Genomic DNA, 13,401 nt, shown 5'->3' on the forward strand with positions numbered 1-13,401 from the left:
GTGGCAGGGTCAAGAAAACACCAATGGCGAGCCTCGACGGGCATGTCGACCAAGAGGCGATCGGATCAGTATCTATAATAAGGTCAATATGTTGGCTGGTACAGTTAATGCACCAGCCAGCGTGGTATTTTGCTTAACAGCCGGCGACACCGTCCATTGCGCCTTCGCAAACTTTGTCTTTTTCGATGTGGCCTGCGTCGATAACGTCGCTGATGTTATCTTTGGTCACAGGTGTCGGCGCCAGAAAGATCGCGTTCATTTCAACGCCGTTTTCACCACCGGACCAGGTCACAGCGTCCTCGATTGCGTCAAGCGCCGTGCCCGCCGCCAATGCCGCAGCGATATTACCTGCGGCAGCACCCAACTGACGTGCATCTTTCCAGACCGACACTGTTTGTGTGCCACGGGCCACACGGTTCAACGCAGCGTGGTCGCCATCCTGACCGCCTACCGGCACGTCCAGCCCCTGCGCTGCAAGTGCGGCAATCGCGCCACCCGCCATACCGTCGTTTTCAGCCAGAACAGCGTCAACTTCGTTATTTGCAGCCGTCAGGATCTGCTCCATATTCTTTTGCGCGTTGTCCGGTTTCCAGCCGTCTGTAAAGCTTTCGCCGACGATCACGATCTCGCCCGAGGCCACTTTGTCACCGATCACCTCCATCATACCTTCTAGCAAAAACAATGCGTTAGGATCGCCTTTGTCGCCTTTTATGATTGCGTAATTGCCGGTTGGCTGCACATCCATCACGGTCTGTGCGATGATGGAACCCACGCCTTTGTTGTCAAATGTCAGGTAGAAAGCCCGCGCGTCCTCGATTAGACGGTCGTAGCCTACGACAGGAATACCCTCGCCAGCGGCCGCGTTAATTGCGGGACCGACAGCGTCTTTGTCAACGGCGAGAATAACCAGCGCGTCAACACCCTGTGCGATCAAGGCCTCAACGTCAGTCAACTGCTTGGCGGCAGAGTTTTGTGCATCGGCAGAAATATATGTGTCGCCGTTTGCTTCAATCGCAGCCTTCATCGCGGCCTCGTCGGTTTTCCAGCGCTCTTCCTGAAAGTTCGACCAACTTACACCAACAGTCAGACCATCGGCCAAAGCGGCCGAATTAAAACCGACAACCGCAATGGCGGCAGCAATAATAGATTTATGCATGAAATCCTCCCAGATATGCAGCTTCCGCGGATACGGAATCACGAGTCTTTGGACTCGATAGGCCCAACATGCGCCATTTAATTCAGTTGTCAAAATAAAAATTAGGGAATTTTCTATAAATATTGCTTTTCGGGCTAGTCTATCGGTATTTAATTCGCCAACCTACCCCAACAGCAACGATATCAGTGTGATTTTTGGAATTTTAATTCAAGGGCTAAATTATGTATGACAGCCATGAAAAGCAGGCAGTTATGCCACACCTGCCGCAAGGATGTGGCCCGATTTTGCCGGTTTTAGGCCGTGATGCGACGACGTTACGCCAGCAAGTGTTTGAACATGTGCGCGCCGCAGGACGTGCTGCGCGCGCTGATATCACCCGCGCCTTGGGAATCAGTGCGGGGTCGGTAACCACGCTGACCGCTGATTTGATCGCACGCGGGATGCTACGCGAGGTCGAAGGGTTGGCGCGTGAGCACGCGCGTGGCCGCCCGCCTGTGGCCCTCGAAGTTGTGCGTGACTGCAAACATGTGATCGGCATCAAGCTATCCGAAGAAACTCATACCGCCGTGCTGACAGATTTTGCAGGTAACGTGTTAGCCGATGCCTCGCTGACTACTCCACAACCGCGCAAAGACGTCGAAGTGGTGCTCGACGAAATGGACGCCTTGATCGCGGAGCTTTTGGTGATCTCGGGCAAATCTATTGATGAAATCGATGCGGTGGGCGTGGGGCTGTCCGGGATCGTGGACAATATCACGGGGGTGGTCGCATGGTCGCCGCTGATGACCGCGCGCGATGTGAACCTTGCCGACGGGTTTAGCAAACGGCACAACCTGCCGTTTTATGTGGATAACGATGCCAATATGCTGACGCTGGCCGAGCTTTGGTTTGGGGTTGGGCGAGAGCTCGCCAATTTTGCGGTCGTGACGATCGAGCACGGAGTTGGCATGGGTCTGGTGCTTGATAACCGCTTGTTTCGCGGCTCGCGCGGTATGGGTTTGGAATTAGGGCACACCAAGGTGCAACTTGACGGCGCATTGTGTCGTTGCGGGCAGCGCGGGTGTCTTGAAGCATATCTTGCCGACTATGCGTTAGTGCGCGAAGCAGGGACCGCCCTTGATCGCGGCTCGCGTAATGTGCAAAGCCCGAATGCCATGCTTGATTTGCTCTACACGCAGGCCAAAGCGGGCAACGAGGCCGCGAGCACGATTTTCAGGCGCGCAGGGCGTTACCTTTCGGTGGCACTGTCAAATGTAGTGCAACTGTTTGATCCTGAACTGATTATCCTGTCGGGCGAGCGGATGCGCTATGATTATCTTTACGCCGATTCTGTAATGGCTGAGATGCGGCGGCTAACGCTGTCAGACGGGCGCGCGCCCTGCCCTGTGGAAATCCATGCATGGGGCGATCTGGTCTGGGCGCGAGGTGCAACGGCTCTGGCGCTCGCCGCTGTGACCGATGCCGCATTGACCGAAGCACGCTCATGATCCGCGCACTGCTCCTATGCGTTATGGCCACCGGCGCAGGCGCAGGCCCTCTGTTCGAGGACCACAGCGACGCCCTTGGGCCCCACAGCTATAGCGGCGGCTGGGAACATTTTGTCGGCGGCGGTGTCAGCGTGCTGGATTGCAACGATGATAGCCTGCCTGACATTTTTGCAGCAGGCGGCGAGGCCCCTGCCGCCCTTTGGAAAAATACTGGCGCATTTACGTTTGAACGCACAACCATTGCGCCACTTACAGGCGTCACAGGGGCCTATCCGCTGGACATCGACGGCGACGATATTCTAGACCTGTTTGTGATGCGCGTCGGGCCAAATGTAGTGCTACAAGGCACAGGCGATTGCACTTTCACGGATGCGACGGACCGCTGGGGTATGCCCGCAGGCACGGCATGGACCACAAGTTTTTCGGCATGGTGGGATGGCGACAGGCCGACGATGGCGTTAGGAAACTATGTTGACCGAGATGATCCGGAAGGACCGTTCGGGGCTTGTGACGACAACGCGGTCCTGATCCCGCAGCCAAATGGCTACACGCAACACGTGTTGACCCCCGGCTACTGTGCGCTTTCGATGCTTGCGGCTCGTGACGCATCGGGCCAGCATCGCTTGCGAATTTCCAATGACCGCCATTACTATCTGCGCGACGGGGCTGAACAGATGTGGGACACGGCCGCGATGCGGTTTTTGACAGAAGCCGATGGCTGGCCGCGCCTATCAGTTTGGGGCATGGGCATTGCCTCGCGCGATATTACAGGCGATGGACGCGACGAGGTTGTGTTGACCTCGATGGGCGACCAGTTGATGCAACTGGCGCAAGCAGACGGCACCTATATAGCAGCCCCTTTTTCCATTGGCACCTATGCGCAACGCCCCCACACAGGCGAGGACGGCAGGCCGTCAACCGGATGGCATGCGCAATTTGGCGATATAAATAACGACACCCGTCCGGACCTGTTTATTGCTAAGGGCAACGTGGACCAGATGCCGGGGTTGGCGATGGCCGACCCTAACAACCTGTTGATGCAAAACGTGGATGGCACATTTTTCGAGGCGGCGACACATGCAGGTGTCGCTACGACCGAGCGGTCGCGTGGGGCGGCGCTAGTTGATTTTGACGGTGACGGACTGTTGGATTTGGTGGTCAACAACCGTCGTGCGGATATCGAGCTGTATCGCAATGTCAGCCCAGCTACCGGCCACTGGATCACGCTAGATCTGCGCAGCGCCGCCCCCAATACCCGCGCGGTCGGTGCGCAGGTCACCGTCAATGGGCAAAGCCAGCAAGTTATGGTCGGCGGCGGTCATGCGGGCGGGCAAGCGGGGCCTCTGCACTTCGGGCTTGGCGATGCAGAGCAAGCGGAGGTGCGTGTTATATGGCCAAATGGAAACGTGACTGATGCAACGCTGGACACCGATGCGCAGCACATCTTACACCCCGTCAGATAGATCTGTGGTTGACACATTTTCTCACTCTGGGAAATCCACCGGCAGCCCGCTTGGCACCGTATCCGGCACACCCAACCTGCCATCGGTTGCAACGGGATCGGTCAGCGTGTCAAGAAACGCGATCAAGGCTTGGATCTGCGTTTCATCCAGCCTCTGGCCCGTCACTGCGACGGCACGAGAAATCGGCGTAAAATCCTCGGACAGATCAATAACATCCATCCCGGGCAATACGGCCTGTGCAACATCATAGCGTGCCAATCCCGCCACGGGATCGGCGTGATCACTCAGAAACGCCGCCAGATCACGGTGCGCGCCGGCATGTCCATAAGGCCCCGTCAGCAGCACATTTCGCAATGACGGCGTGCGGAACGCATATAGATCTTCGACGTGACCCGTCACCAGATAGCGGCCTTCATCGCGGGCATGGTTCTCGAACGCGGCGGCTTTGCCGGGGCCAATTTGCGGTGCTCCCATGGCGTGAAAATCATGGTCCGTCAAAAAAGGGCCGCTATGGCAATTGGCACAGCCCGCATCTCCGTAAAACAATTCCATGCCCTGTGCTGCCGCGCCGTCCAGCGTTGCAGCACCTCTCAAAACCGCATCGAAAGGTGCCGTATCCGAGCGCCACTCAAACGCCATAAACGCCGCAATCGCATTGGAAATATCGGTAAAATCAATCCTGCCACGCTCAGGATACACTACCGCGAACTGCCTCGCATATTCAGGCACCGCTTCGACGCGCCTTGCGATAATATCCCACGCACCGCCCTGCCCTGTCAGCAAACCTTGGCGGACCGCTTTGGAAATGTCGTTCTCATTATAATGGCCTGCCATCTCGTCAGGGCTTAGCACAGGGAACATTGTCTGGGCGGATAAAAGCGAGGCAAACCCGACCAGCATATCTGCGTCCAATGGAGTACGGATTCCGTGCGTGCGGGCTGCATCCACCTCAATACGTCCGTCATGAAACAGGCGGGTGAACTCATGCGCGCCCAAATTAAACAGCGCGGGCGCATTCCGCGGAATCCGCGCTTCCGGCAGATTGTCGGGGTCAACAACGCGCGACGGACCCAACCCGCGCCCCCCATCACCAATACCCAACGACAGCCCGTCAGCAGTGCCAAAGGCTGGATGGTGACAGGTGGCACAGGACACTTCGCGGTTGCCAGACAAGATCGGATCGTAAAACAAATCGCGCCCCAAGAGCGCCTCCTGCAAAGACACGGGCGCATAATCCGCGTCGGTCACTGGGGCCGGCGGCTCTGCAAACGCAGGCAATGGGATCGAGGCTATCAGCAAAAGTAAATAACGCATGCCAGCAACATGACTTAACGTTATCAGTCACACAATCTGGATAACACTTAGATCCCTATTTTTAGCAAAAATCGAGCTCCGAAAAAAACATGGTTTTTTCGCAAAAACCCCATTGCGCTTTTCAACAGCCTCCTGCTATATCCGCCACACAAAGTGCCCCTATAGCTCAGCTGGTAGAGCAACTGATTTGTAATCAGTAGGTCCGCGGTTCGAGTCCGTGTGGGGGCACCATTTAAATCCGTTAAGTCATTGTATTTTATATAAAAAATGACAAAGGCTCCTTTCTGCATCCCCCTAATTATCCACCTTCTGGATTGCGGTTATGAGGTTTAGCCTTAGACGTAACAAACTTCGGACAAACCACTTTGCCTAAGACTTTTTGTCCTTCGCTAATTTCTTACGAAGTCGCACAACACGCTTATCCCAGTCGTCCGTCCAGCCCGCCTGCTTTGCTTCATCGCAAAGCTTCAACGCATCTTCAAAATTCCCGCGTTTTTCTTCAATTATCGCCAACTGCTTGAAACAGTAGTGGCCGGGAAGGCCGCTGCCCCAAGGTAGGATATGTGCAGGTTGCTTGAAGGCAACTAAAGCCTCTTGGTGCATCAAGACAGAACGCCTACATGCATCAATGGCCGCTTCCAATGCAAATTTATCCACGTCACGCCAACGGTAAAAAACCTTACACATTACTGATAGCGCAAAGTGCCTATCTATAGCAGGTGCATCATCAGGCCATATATTGTCCGCTTTTGCGATAAATTTGTACGCTGTAAATCTAGTTCCTTCACCTTTTAGCCAATCCGCCACGTTTGTAAGAAAGCTAATGCGTGACTGTGTTGTCCAACTTAGTGAACCCTCAATTTCGCCTTGGTCTGGCCCGTAGGATTGCTCGACTGCATCGCGGTCCTCCGGCGTCAACTCTTCATGCCACCAGCTTTCTAACCCTAGAACCCTGATTTTGCCTTCAATTGCCTTTTCGACCATTGTGCTGCCCCTTCAAACCTAAAATTGTCTATACATCGTGACTGTAGCAGCAGCATCGGTTGAATCATTCGAAAAATTTTCAGTCAAATAGTCTTTAGCGGCTCGCCTCAAATGTCTATCGGTGTCCTTTTTTTGTTCCCACGAGTGCCGCAATAGCAGCCCGAAGTTCGACAGCTTGATAGCCTCTCTCTCCATGTTTCCAGTTCGGGTGCGCTCTACCGGATCCTGCGCCACCCCGCGCACCGTGCATCCGGCAAACGGTCCACCCGCTAACCGCTGGGCTTTTGCAGGGCTGGCCGGTACGTTTTGATTTCGCGGTGCAGCGCTGGGCTGCGTGCATTGCAAACGCGCTGGTCATTCTGGTTTCCTTCATGGGCAGGTGAAGGCGTCACGGTAAGCCTCCAAGACGAGAAACCGTGCAGTTTCGTGGCGTGTAGCAGGGTTGTCCTGCAAATACCTTACAACAACATCGCGAAGCTGGGAATTTAGTACGTCTGGGGGAATACAGTGTTGGAAGGCTATGTTGGCAAGGCTGTTAAAGCTTTCCGTATCTATGTCATCCTCTGCGCTTTGGCTGAAAAGCAATCCGCCCAGAAATTGCCCCTCTATCTGTCCGATGAGGTAGCCCACACAGAAGGCAGCCATCGCTTGGTCATCCGAGGTGCAGGCTTCATGCAGGTCATTTCCGGAAATAGTCTGCGCCTTGGCTGGTTGTGCGACAGAAAAGCCCGCCAATAAAATCACGTAAAGATAAAGCTTCATATTATTCTCACTTAGTTGTCTGAATGTACGTCTATCACACAGTGCATGGGGTAAGCGTCACTTTTCATTATTCGCCCCCCCCTTTGTCACGTTCCCAACTATAGCCTGCCCGCCGCTTTCGACTGTCACACGCTCAACGCGCACTGTCTGCCCTTTGCTGCGATATCGCTTCAATGTGTCCATCTGTGCTGCATAGGTGCGGCCAAGCTTATTCAGGGCGCGTTCTGCTGCATCCTGTTGCGGGATATTTTCAACATGGTTCAAGCGGCGCGCAAGCATCATGGTCGCTTGGTGTATCGCCGCCATCTGCGTGAACAACAAAGCTTCGGCTGCATCTTTGGGGGCCATCGCATCCAAAAAGCCAATCGCGAAGTTTGAAGCCACTTCATCTATCCGCTTTTCATGCGACCCCAAACTGGCAATTTGTGCAATGAGGCCCAGCGCGACAGGCTTTCCCGTTTCAGGGGTGGATATGCGACCAAAGTCACCATCAATTCCGATTTGCAAAACGCCGTTTTCATCTTCGTTCATCTCTAGCGATGGTCGTTTTCTATCCACAATTTTTGGGTTGTTCTTTTCTTTCTTCGATACGCTCTTAGCCATTTCAATTTCCTTTCGGGTGGTCCCATTGTTTCGTTACGCCGTTCCAGTGCTTGCCTTTTGGCCCGTGCCGATCCCATTCCGTCAGCATCCGCCAAGATGCCAGCGATACAACGCGGCCGGTCCATGTCAGGGGTTGCCCATCAAGGGTGGTTCCGTGCGGGTGTTGTGCGTCTGGATCCGCTGCAATTTGGCGTTTCTGTGCTAGGGGTGTTGCGACACCTGCGACAACCGCGACACGGGGCGCAGGTGTCGGGGCCGGATCCTGTACCGGCAGTTGCACCGAAGGGGGCGGCGTGCCCCCCTCGATTTCGGCTAGCGCCTGCTGCACATCAAACCACATGCGCGCAGCCCTTCACGATACGCCAGCTTTCTGCCCGTGCAGCGCCCCGTACAAGCGTGCCGGGGTCTAGCGGTGCAATCCAGCCGTGGCGTTCCAGCAAGGCAAGTGCTGCGCGTGCCTTCGGGCTTTCGCGCAGCGCGTTCGGTCCAAGGCGCACAACATCGCGCACCATGATTTCCGTCTCTGTCCAGCCCTCCAGCATCCACTTGCGCAGGGCTTCGGCCCGGTCGATTTCGACAGATACCGTTGCAGCATCGGCCAGCCGCACCGCTTCGGACAGGTGAAACTGCGCCAAGGCGATGCCGTTGCCCATATCGGCGGGGGTCACTTCGGGCGCGCGCAGGTCGCGCCACATCGTCAGCACGCCCGCAATGCGCGCCGCCTGTTCTGCGGATTTGCTGGCATAGCCGGGCAAGCGGTGCAGCGTGCCGCCCGGTGCCTGTGCCGCTTCTACCGTGTCCGCATAGCGGATCAAAAGCGCACGCGCGCCATCCGACAGCGGTAGCGTGCGCGGTTGCAATTCACGGGTGTCTGCATCCATCAGCATGGGCGTTTCCAAGATTTCGCGAAGGCGTATACCGAATTGATCCAACGCGCCCCCATCGCGGCGCATGGTGCCGTGCAGTCGTGCGCCGATGGTGCTGCGCGGCTCACAAATCAGAAAGCGGGGTAGAAAGCCGGTATCTGCTGCCATCGGATCCGCCATGAAGCCACGCGCCACGCCGGGCTGCACCATGAGATGAACGGCCAGCCGCCGCCCGAACAAGGTCGAGTGCCCATCGCCTGAGCGTGTACGCCGTATAGGGTTGCCCATCCAAAGGTCATTCAACGCGGCCAGCGTCTTTTGCCGGTTCTCCGAGTTCATGGCATGCCCGCCCAAAAACTGCCCGCCTTCGTCGCTGAAGATGCCAAGGGACGGCTGGCCGGTCGCAAACAAGCGTGTCAGTCCTTCAAAGGTCGGCTCTGTCACGGTGCGGTCAGCAGACGGCGGTGCCGCCGGTTCCGCGCCCAGCGCGTCCAGATCCGCGCGCGCGGCTGTTTTCTTCTCTCCCTTGCCGCGCTTGGCTTCGCTGAGGATCCGGTCGCGCTCCCCTTTCCAGAGTGCCTGCGCATTTATCCATAATTGCATATCATCGCGCTGGGCCTTCCCCTGTTCCCGCTCATATTCGCGCAGGGACGCCATAAGTGGCGTATCGCAGCTTGATTTGCGTTCGCCACTGCCCGCGATGGTCAGCAGGTACAGCGAAAGGGCACGCGCGCCGCCCAGTGTCTCCACATCGGCAAAACCCTGCACCGCTAGCGATGCCACGGCCAGCGCCGATGCGGCAGGGATTGCAAGCGGTGCCTGCGTCATGCCCTGAACGGCTTGCGCAGCTTCGGCTAGCGGCCCCAATGCCTGCACGGGGTATTCGGCACCGTCAGCGATTTCGCGCAAGAGCGGTTGCGGTCCTTCGGGCGTGAAGGGTTTTGGTGTTGGAAGAACCTGCATCATGCGGCCCCCTTTCCGGTCAAAATATCGTTCCAATCGCGCCCGTCAGGGGCAGGTAAAAGCGATACCTGCCACCCCATCCCGTGCGCCCGTGTTGCTAGTGCCTGCGCCGCTGCACGGCCTGCTGCATCGCCATCGGGGGCAATCGTCAAACGCCCCGGCGTGTCCGGTAGGTGCAGGCCGCGAATTCCCGATGTAGAAAGCGCCGCCCAAACGGTCGCAGGGGCGCGCAGCAGCCCGCTGAATAGGCTCAACGCTGTCTCGACTCCCTCCGCCACCACAAGCGGCGCAGCGCCCCCAGACAGGCACACAGCACCCCCCTGCACCGCGCCTAGCATCATCTTGGGTGGCGTCACGTCGGCCTTACCGCTGCCATCGTCGCGCAGATAGGTGCGATGCACTGCGAAGCCCGCGCCGCCCTGCACCAGTGCCACCAGAGCGGGAACGCGTTTGCCACTCGCGTGCCAGCATTGCGGGTCAAAGCGCAGGGTGTTGGGAAGGGGGCAGGTAATGCCCCGCCCCCTCAGATAGCTTTCCGCAACTGTGCCCGCGACAGGCTGCGCGCCCGTCCAGAGCCGCTGCGCCTGCTGCGCGCGCTTTGCATCGGCCTTGCGCTGTTCTGCTGCGCGCTGGGCGATGATTACCGGATCCGGCGGCGTGTAGGTGCCCTGCGTGACACCGGCGATTGTCGCAATGTCGCGATAGTCGCAGCCTCCCTTCTTGCAATTCAACAGCAGCTTGCCGCCGATGCCATCGGCCAAGGTTAGCGCGTTCTGCCCCTTGCGGCCTTCACACTGGCACACGGGGCACGGTGCGCTGCCATAGCGGCCATACCATTTGCCGCGCAGGGTTTGGGTGAGGTGCTTTGCATCCATCATGAAGCCCCCCAGATCAGCACAGACAAGGCGTGCGCCTGCGCTTCGGTCAAACCGTGCAGGCGGCGCAGGTAGAGAATTTGCAGGCGGTTCATATCGCATCCCCCTGCATCACGCGCGTGAGGGTCGAGCGCAGCACATAGCGCCCGTGCGTGCCTGCAAACTCGCCTTCGTGCGGTTCATGGATGGTTTCGATCTCGATACCCATGCCGCGAAGGTCAAAGATGTACGCGCTCCAGCGGGGGGCCGGATTGTCGATAGGCGTGCATCCCGCCAATCCCACGCGGCACAACTGGTCGAGCGCCCAGCGCACACGGCCAGAGACGACAACGCGGAAAATATCGCCGCCGGTCGTTTTGACGGTGTAGGCTTTGCCGCCGTTGTGGCGCGACGGCTTACGCTGTGCTATGATTCGGGTATTGGCCGCGTTTACATGGCTATCTACCCTGCTCGGTTCCTGCCCAAACAGGTTCCGGGCCATTTCATTTTTGCGGCTCATATTAAGCCACCGTTTCGCGCATGGCGCGCAGGTGCGTTTCAACGTCGCCTTCTGGCCAGTAGAGACGTCCGCCAAGCTTTATCGGCTGGGGCAGTCGGCCCGCAGCAAGGTCGACATAAATTGCAGAGCGTGAACGCCCGCCAAGCTTGGCGCGTAGTTCAGTTAGAGTGAGGTAGGTTTGCATATCGCAACATCCTTTCGTGTTTCGGATGGTGCGAATGTGTCAATATGTGGCTGGCAAGGCTTAACAAGGTTTGCCAAGTTTCTCTCGTTTACTATCCAGTAATTACCTTACGGTCGCTCCTAACTGTCCTTTGACCAATGGTGATGCTGTGCCGTTCAAACAATTGCTTCACCAACCATATGTCGAGACTGCCGCCGGTAAGTCGAGTTTCTTCCATTAGATTGGCGACAACTTTTCGTCTGGCTTCAACGTTCAAGGCCGCGCGCCTATTCTTTCCTTCACGCAAGTCGGTCAAGTGACGGTTCTGCCGGCGGCCTAAATCGGAATGGCGACGATTTCTGACCGACAATTCAAACTCACGGGCAGTCGCGCCAGCAACAAACATCTTGTCTGCCACATATAAAATAGAGGCACCGTCTGTCAGCGCGTGGCAAGCTTCTAACCAACATAGGTAGCACTTTAAGGCTAGCCAATCGTCAGATTGTTCCTCCAAGGTCTCAGATAACGCACCCACCATTCGGGAAGTTACTTGAAACAAAAAATCGCTTACAGGAGGATATTGCAAGGGAAAAAACCAAGGTATTCTTGGCAACCCCAACTCGCAAGCTCTATCGAGCGCGCCCTCCATGTAGTCCAAAACGTGGTCATTGTAGCAATGCAATCGGCCTGCTTTGGTCTGTAGTATGCCAGAGTTAGCGTCATCTTTCGCGGGACTTGAGCTAGGTGCAAAGTCGTCTTCGAAGGAAACTTCTGAGTCCTGCCGTTTTTGCTTTTTCTGTTCATCAAGCAACTGCGTTAAACGCTTAGCTTCGCTTGTATGTTGAGCAAGTGAAAACGGCGGTTTTTGCTGTTCACTCATCCCGCACTCGCCAGTTTAACTATCTGCCCAGCGCCGCCCGTCACATGGTCTGCCCAGCGGTCGGCCAACGCGCGGCGCTGCTCCAGATAATCAGTGCGCCGGTATGCGCGCACCACCCCACCATCCACCACATGCGCCAACATCCCTTCGGCCACTTCATGCGGGGCGTCGGTCGCTTCGGCCAGCCATGTGCGCAAGCTAGTGCGGAACCCATGCGGGCGCGCGTACAGCCCGCGCCTTTCCATATGCCGTGAAAGCGTCATATCGCTAATCACGCCGCCGCGCGTGTTGGGAAACAAAAAACCGTTGCGGGCGTGCGGGCGCGCAAGGTCTATTATGCGCTGGGCTTCATGTGACAGGGGCACGCGGAATGGGTCGGTTGCCCCCTTGCGGCCCTTCATGCCTTCGGCTGGCACTGTCCACACATCGCCCTCTATCTGGTCGAGCCGGATCTTGCGCAGCGGGGAAGAGCGCACGCCCGTCAGGATAAGCAAGCGCAGGGCAAGGTGCGTTAGGGTCGGCTCTTCTAGGCTGGTATAGAAAGCGGGCACATCGGGCCACATCATAGCCGGGATATTCTTTGCCACATGCCGCGTTTTGCCTAACAGAGCCTTTGCCTTTTCGGTCGCTTGCAGATCCACATCTAAGCCCAGTGCCGCTGCATGGCGTAGCACGATTGTAAGCCGGTTTATGGCCTTGCGCGCCGTGTCGGCCTTTGTGTGCCATATAGGCGCAAGCGTGTCGCGAATGTCGCGCTGGTCGAGGTCCGTAACCGGCACTTTGCCCAGCTTTGGTAGAACGTGAATTGTTAGAGGCGAAAGCCACCGGCCCGCCGTGCCATCCCCTTTCAATTCAGCTTTGCGGGATTCAAAAGCATCTGCGGTCAATATTTCCAGCGTGATATCTTCGCGCCGCGCAGCCCGCTCTTCGGCTTCACGCTCTTTAATCGGGTCGCGGCCCGCCGTTGCCAGAGTGCGCCACCGTTCTGACTGTTTGCGGGCATCTGCCAGCCCTAGCGCGGGATAGCCCCCCAAACCCATTTCACGCCTACGTCCGTGAACAGTCACACGCTGCACCCACTGCGCGCCGCCATCGTCGCGCTTGACCATCCAAAGCCCCGCACCGTCGCAGTGCTTGCCTACGGGTGCGGTCTTCAAAAACTGTGCAGAAAGTCTATTTTTCGCCCGCATTTTATATCCCCCTAAATATCCACCTTAAGCTAGTGGATAGGGATGGACATGGCAAGACAATTCAGGACAGTTTAGGCTATATAAAAAAGGGGGATACAGACGAAAATGTACAAATAAGAACTAGTAAAAACAATAGCTTGGTTCCGTGTGGGGGCACCATTTTCATATCCAGATTTATCCGATGACGTCCAAATAT

The 13,401-nt window shown here is 56.9% G+C and carries 14 protein-coding genes and 1 tRNA gene; 3 read left to right on the forward strand and 12 right to left on the reverse strand.

Features of this window, described 5'->3' with window-relative positions:
* Positions 1-133: 133 nt before the first annotated feature.
* Positions 134-1,156 carry a substrate-binding domain-containing protein gene (locus ACXLHR_RS07675; protein WP_458790889.1) on the reverse strand — a complete coding sequence of 341 codons (1,023 nt, stop codon included), beginning with the start codon at positions 1,154-1,156 and terminating at the stop codon, positions 134-136.
* A 221-nt stretch (positions 1,157-1,377) separates the two neighbouring features.
* Between ACXLHR_RS07675 and ACXLHR_RS07680 the strand changes: the two genes are divergently transcribed.
* Positions 1,378-2,643 carry an ROK family protein gene (locus ACXLHR_RS07680; protein ID WP_458790890.1) on the forward strand — a complete coding sequence of 422 codons (1,266 nt, stop codon included), beginning with the start codon at positions 1,378-1,380 and terminating at the stop codon, positions 2,641-2,643.
* Positions 2,640-4,106: a CRTAC1 family protein gene (locus ACXLHR_RS07685; RefSeq protein ID WP_458790891.1), complete on the forward strand. Its 1,467-nt coding sequence runs from the start codon at positions 2,640-2,642 to the stop codon at positions 4,104-4,106. The genes ACXLHR_RS07680 and ACXLHR_RS07685 overlap by 4 nt, the downstream gene beginning before the upstream one ends.
* A gap of 21 nt (positions 4,107-4,127) precedes the next feature.
* Here ACXLHR_RS07685 and ACXLHR_RS07690 read toward each other — a convergent pair whose 3' ends face one another.
* On the reverse strand, positions 4,128-5,420 hold the full coding sequence (locus ACXLHR_RS07690) for a cytochrome-c peroxidase (protein WP_458790892.1): 1,293 nt from the start codon (positions 5,418-5,420) through the stop codon (positions 4,128-4,130).
* A gap of 155 nt (positions 5,421-5,575) precedes the next feature.
* On the opposite strand from ACXLHR_RS07690, the gene ACXLHR_RS07695 reads away from it, so the two are divergent.
* Positions 5,576-5,651, forward strand: a tRNA-Thr gene (locus tag ACXLHR_RS07695).
* 138 nt (positions 5,652-5,789) lie between these two features.
* Here the strand turns inward: ACXLHR_RS07695 and ACXLHR_RS07700 are convergent.
* The 10 genes from ACXLHR_RS07700 to ACXLHR_RS07745 form a co-directional block, all read right to left on the reverse strand.
* Positions 5,790-6,404 carry a hypothetical protein gene (locus tag ACXLHR_RS07700; RefSeq protein ID WP_458790893.1) on the reverse strand — a complete coding sequence of 205 codons (615 nt, stop codon included), beginning with the start codon at positions 6,402-6,404 and terminating at the stop codon, positions 5,790-5,792.
* A gap of 369 nt (positions 6,405-6,773) precedes the next feature.
* A complete protein-coding gene (locus ACXLHR_RS07705) occupies positions 6,774-7,166 on the reverse strand; it encodes a Rap1a/Tai family immunity protein (protein WP_458790894.1) in 393 nt (130 codons plus the stop codon).
* A gap of 57 nt (positions 7,167-7,223) precedes the next feature.
* Positions 7,224-7,769 (reverse strand): hypothetical protein, encoded by a 546-nt coding sequence (locus tag ACXLHR_RS07710; RefSeq protein ID WP_458790895.1) that lies wholly within the window; start codon positions 7,767-7,769, stop codon positions 7,224-7,226.
* Between the two features lies 1 nt (position 7,770).
* Positions 7,771-8,109, reverse strand: a complete 339-nt coding sequence (locus ACXLHR_RS07715) for a hypothetical protein (protein ID WP_458790896.1) — start codon at positions 8,107-8,109, stop codon at positions 7,771-7,773.
* The gene (locus ACXLHR_RS07720; protein WP_458790897.1) at positions 8,099-9,601 is read right to left on the reverse strand and encodes a YfjI family protein; all 1,503 of its coding nucleotides are present in this window, start codon (positions 9,599-9,601) and stop codon (positions 8,099-8,101) included. The genes ACXLHR_RS07715 and ACXLHR_RS07720 overlap by 11 nt, the downstream gene beginning before the upstream one ends.
* On the reverse strand, positions 9,598-10,476 hold the full coding sequence (locus tag ACXLHR_RS07725; RefSeq protein WP_458790898.1) for a DUF7146 domain-containing protein: 879 nt from the start codon (positions 10,474-10,476) through the stop codon (positions 9,598-9,600). The genes ACXLHR_RS07720 and ACXLHR_RS07725 overlap by 4 nt, the downstream gene beginning before the upstream one ends.
* A gap of 88 nt (positions 10,477-10,564) precedes the next feature.
* Positions 10,565-10,972, reverse strand: coding sequence for a winged helix domain-containing protein (locus ACXLHR_RS07730; protein ID WP_458790899.1), 408 nt, complete (start codon positions 10,970-10,972; stop codon positions 10,565-10,567).
* A 1-nt stretch (position 10,973) separates the two neighbouring features.
* Positions 10,974-11,156: a helix-turn-helix transcriptional regulator gene (locus ACXLHR_RS07735; RefSeq protein WP_458790900.1), complete on the reverse strand. Its 183-nt coding sequence runs from the start codon at positions 11,154-11,156 to the stop codon at positions 10,974-10,976.
* 91 nt (positions 11,157-11,247) lie between these two features.
* On the reverse strand, positions 11,248-12,015 hold the full coding sequence (locus tag ACXLHR_RS07740; RefSeq protein WP_458790901.1) for a hypothetical protein: 768 nt from the start codon (positions 12,013-12,015) through the stop codon (positions 11,248-11,250).
* Complete coding sequence (locus ACXLHR_RS07745) at positions 12,012-13,205, reverse strand: tyrosine-type recombinase/integrase (RefSeq protein ID WP_458790902.1); 1,194 nt, start codon at positions 13,203-13,205, stop codon at positions 12,012-12,014. Before ACXLHR_RS07745 ends, ACXLHR_RS07740 begins: the two co-directional genes overlap by 4 nt.
* Positions 13,206-13,401 lie beyond the last annotated feature (196 nt).

The organism is Yoonia sp. MH D7 (assembly GCF_054439475.1).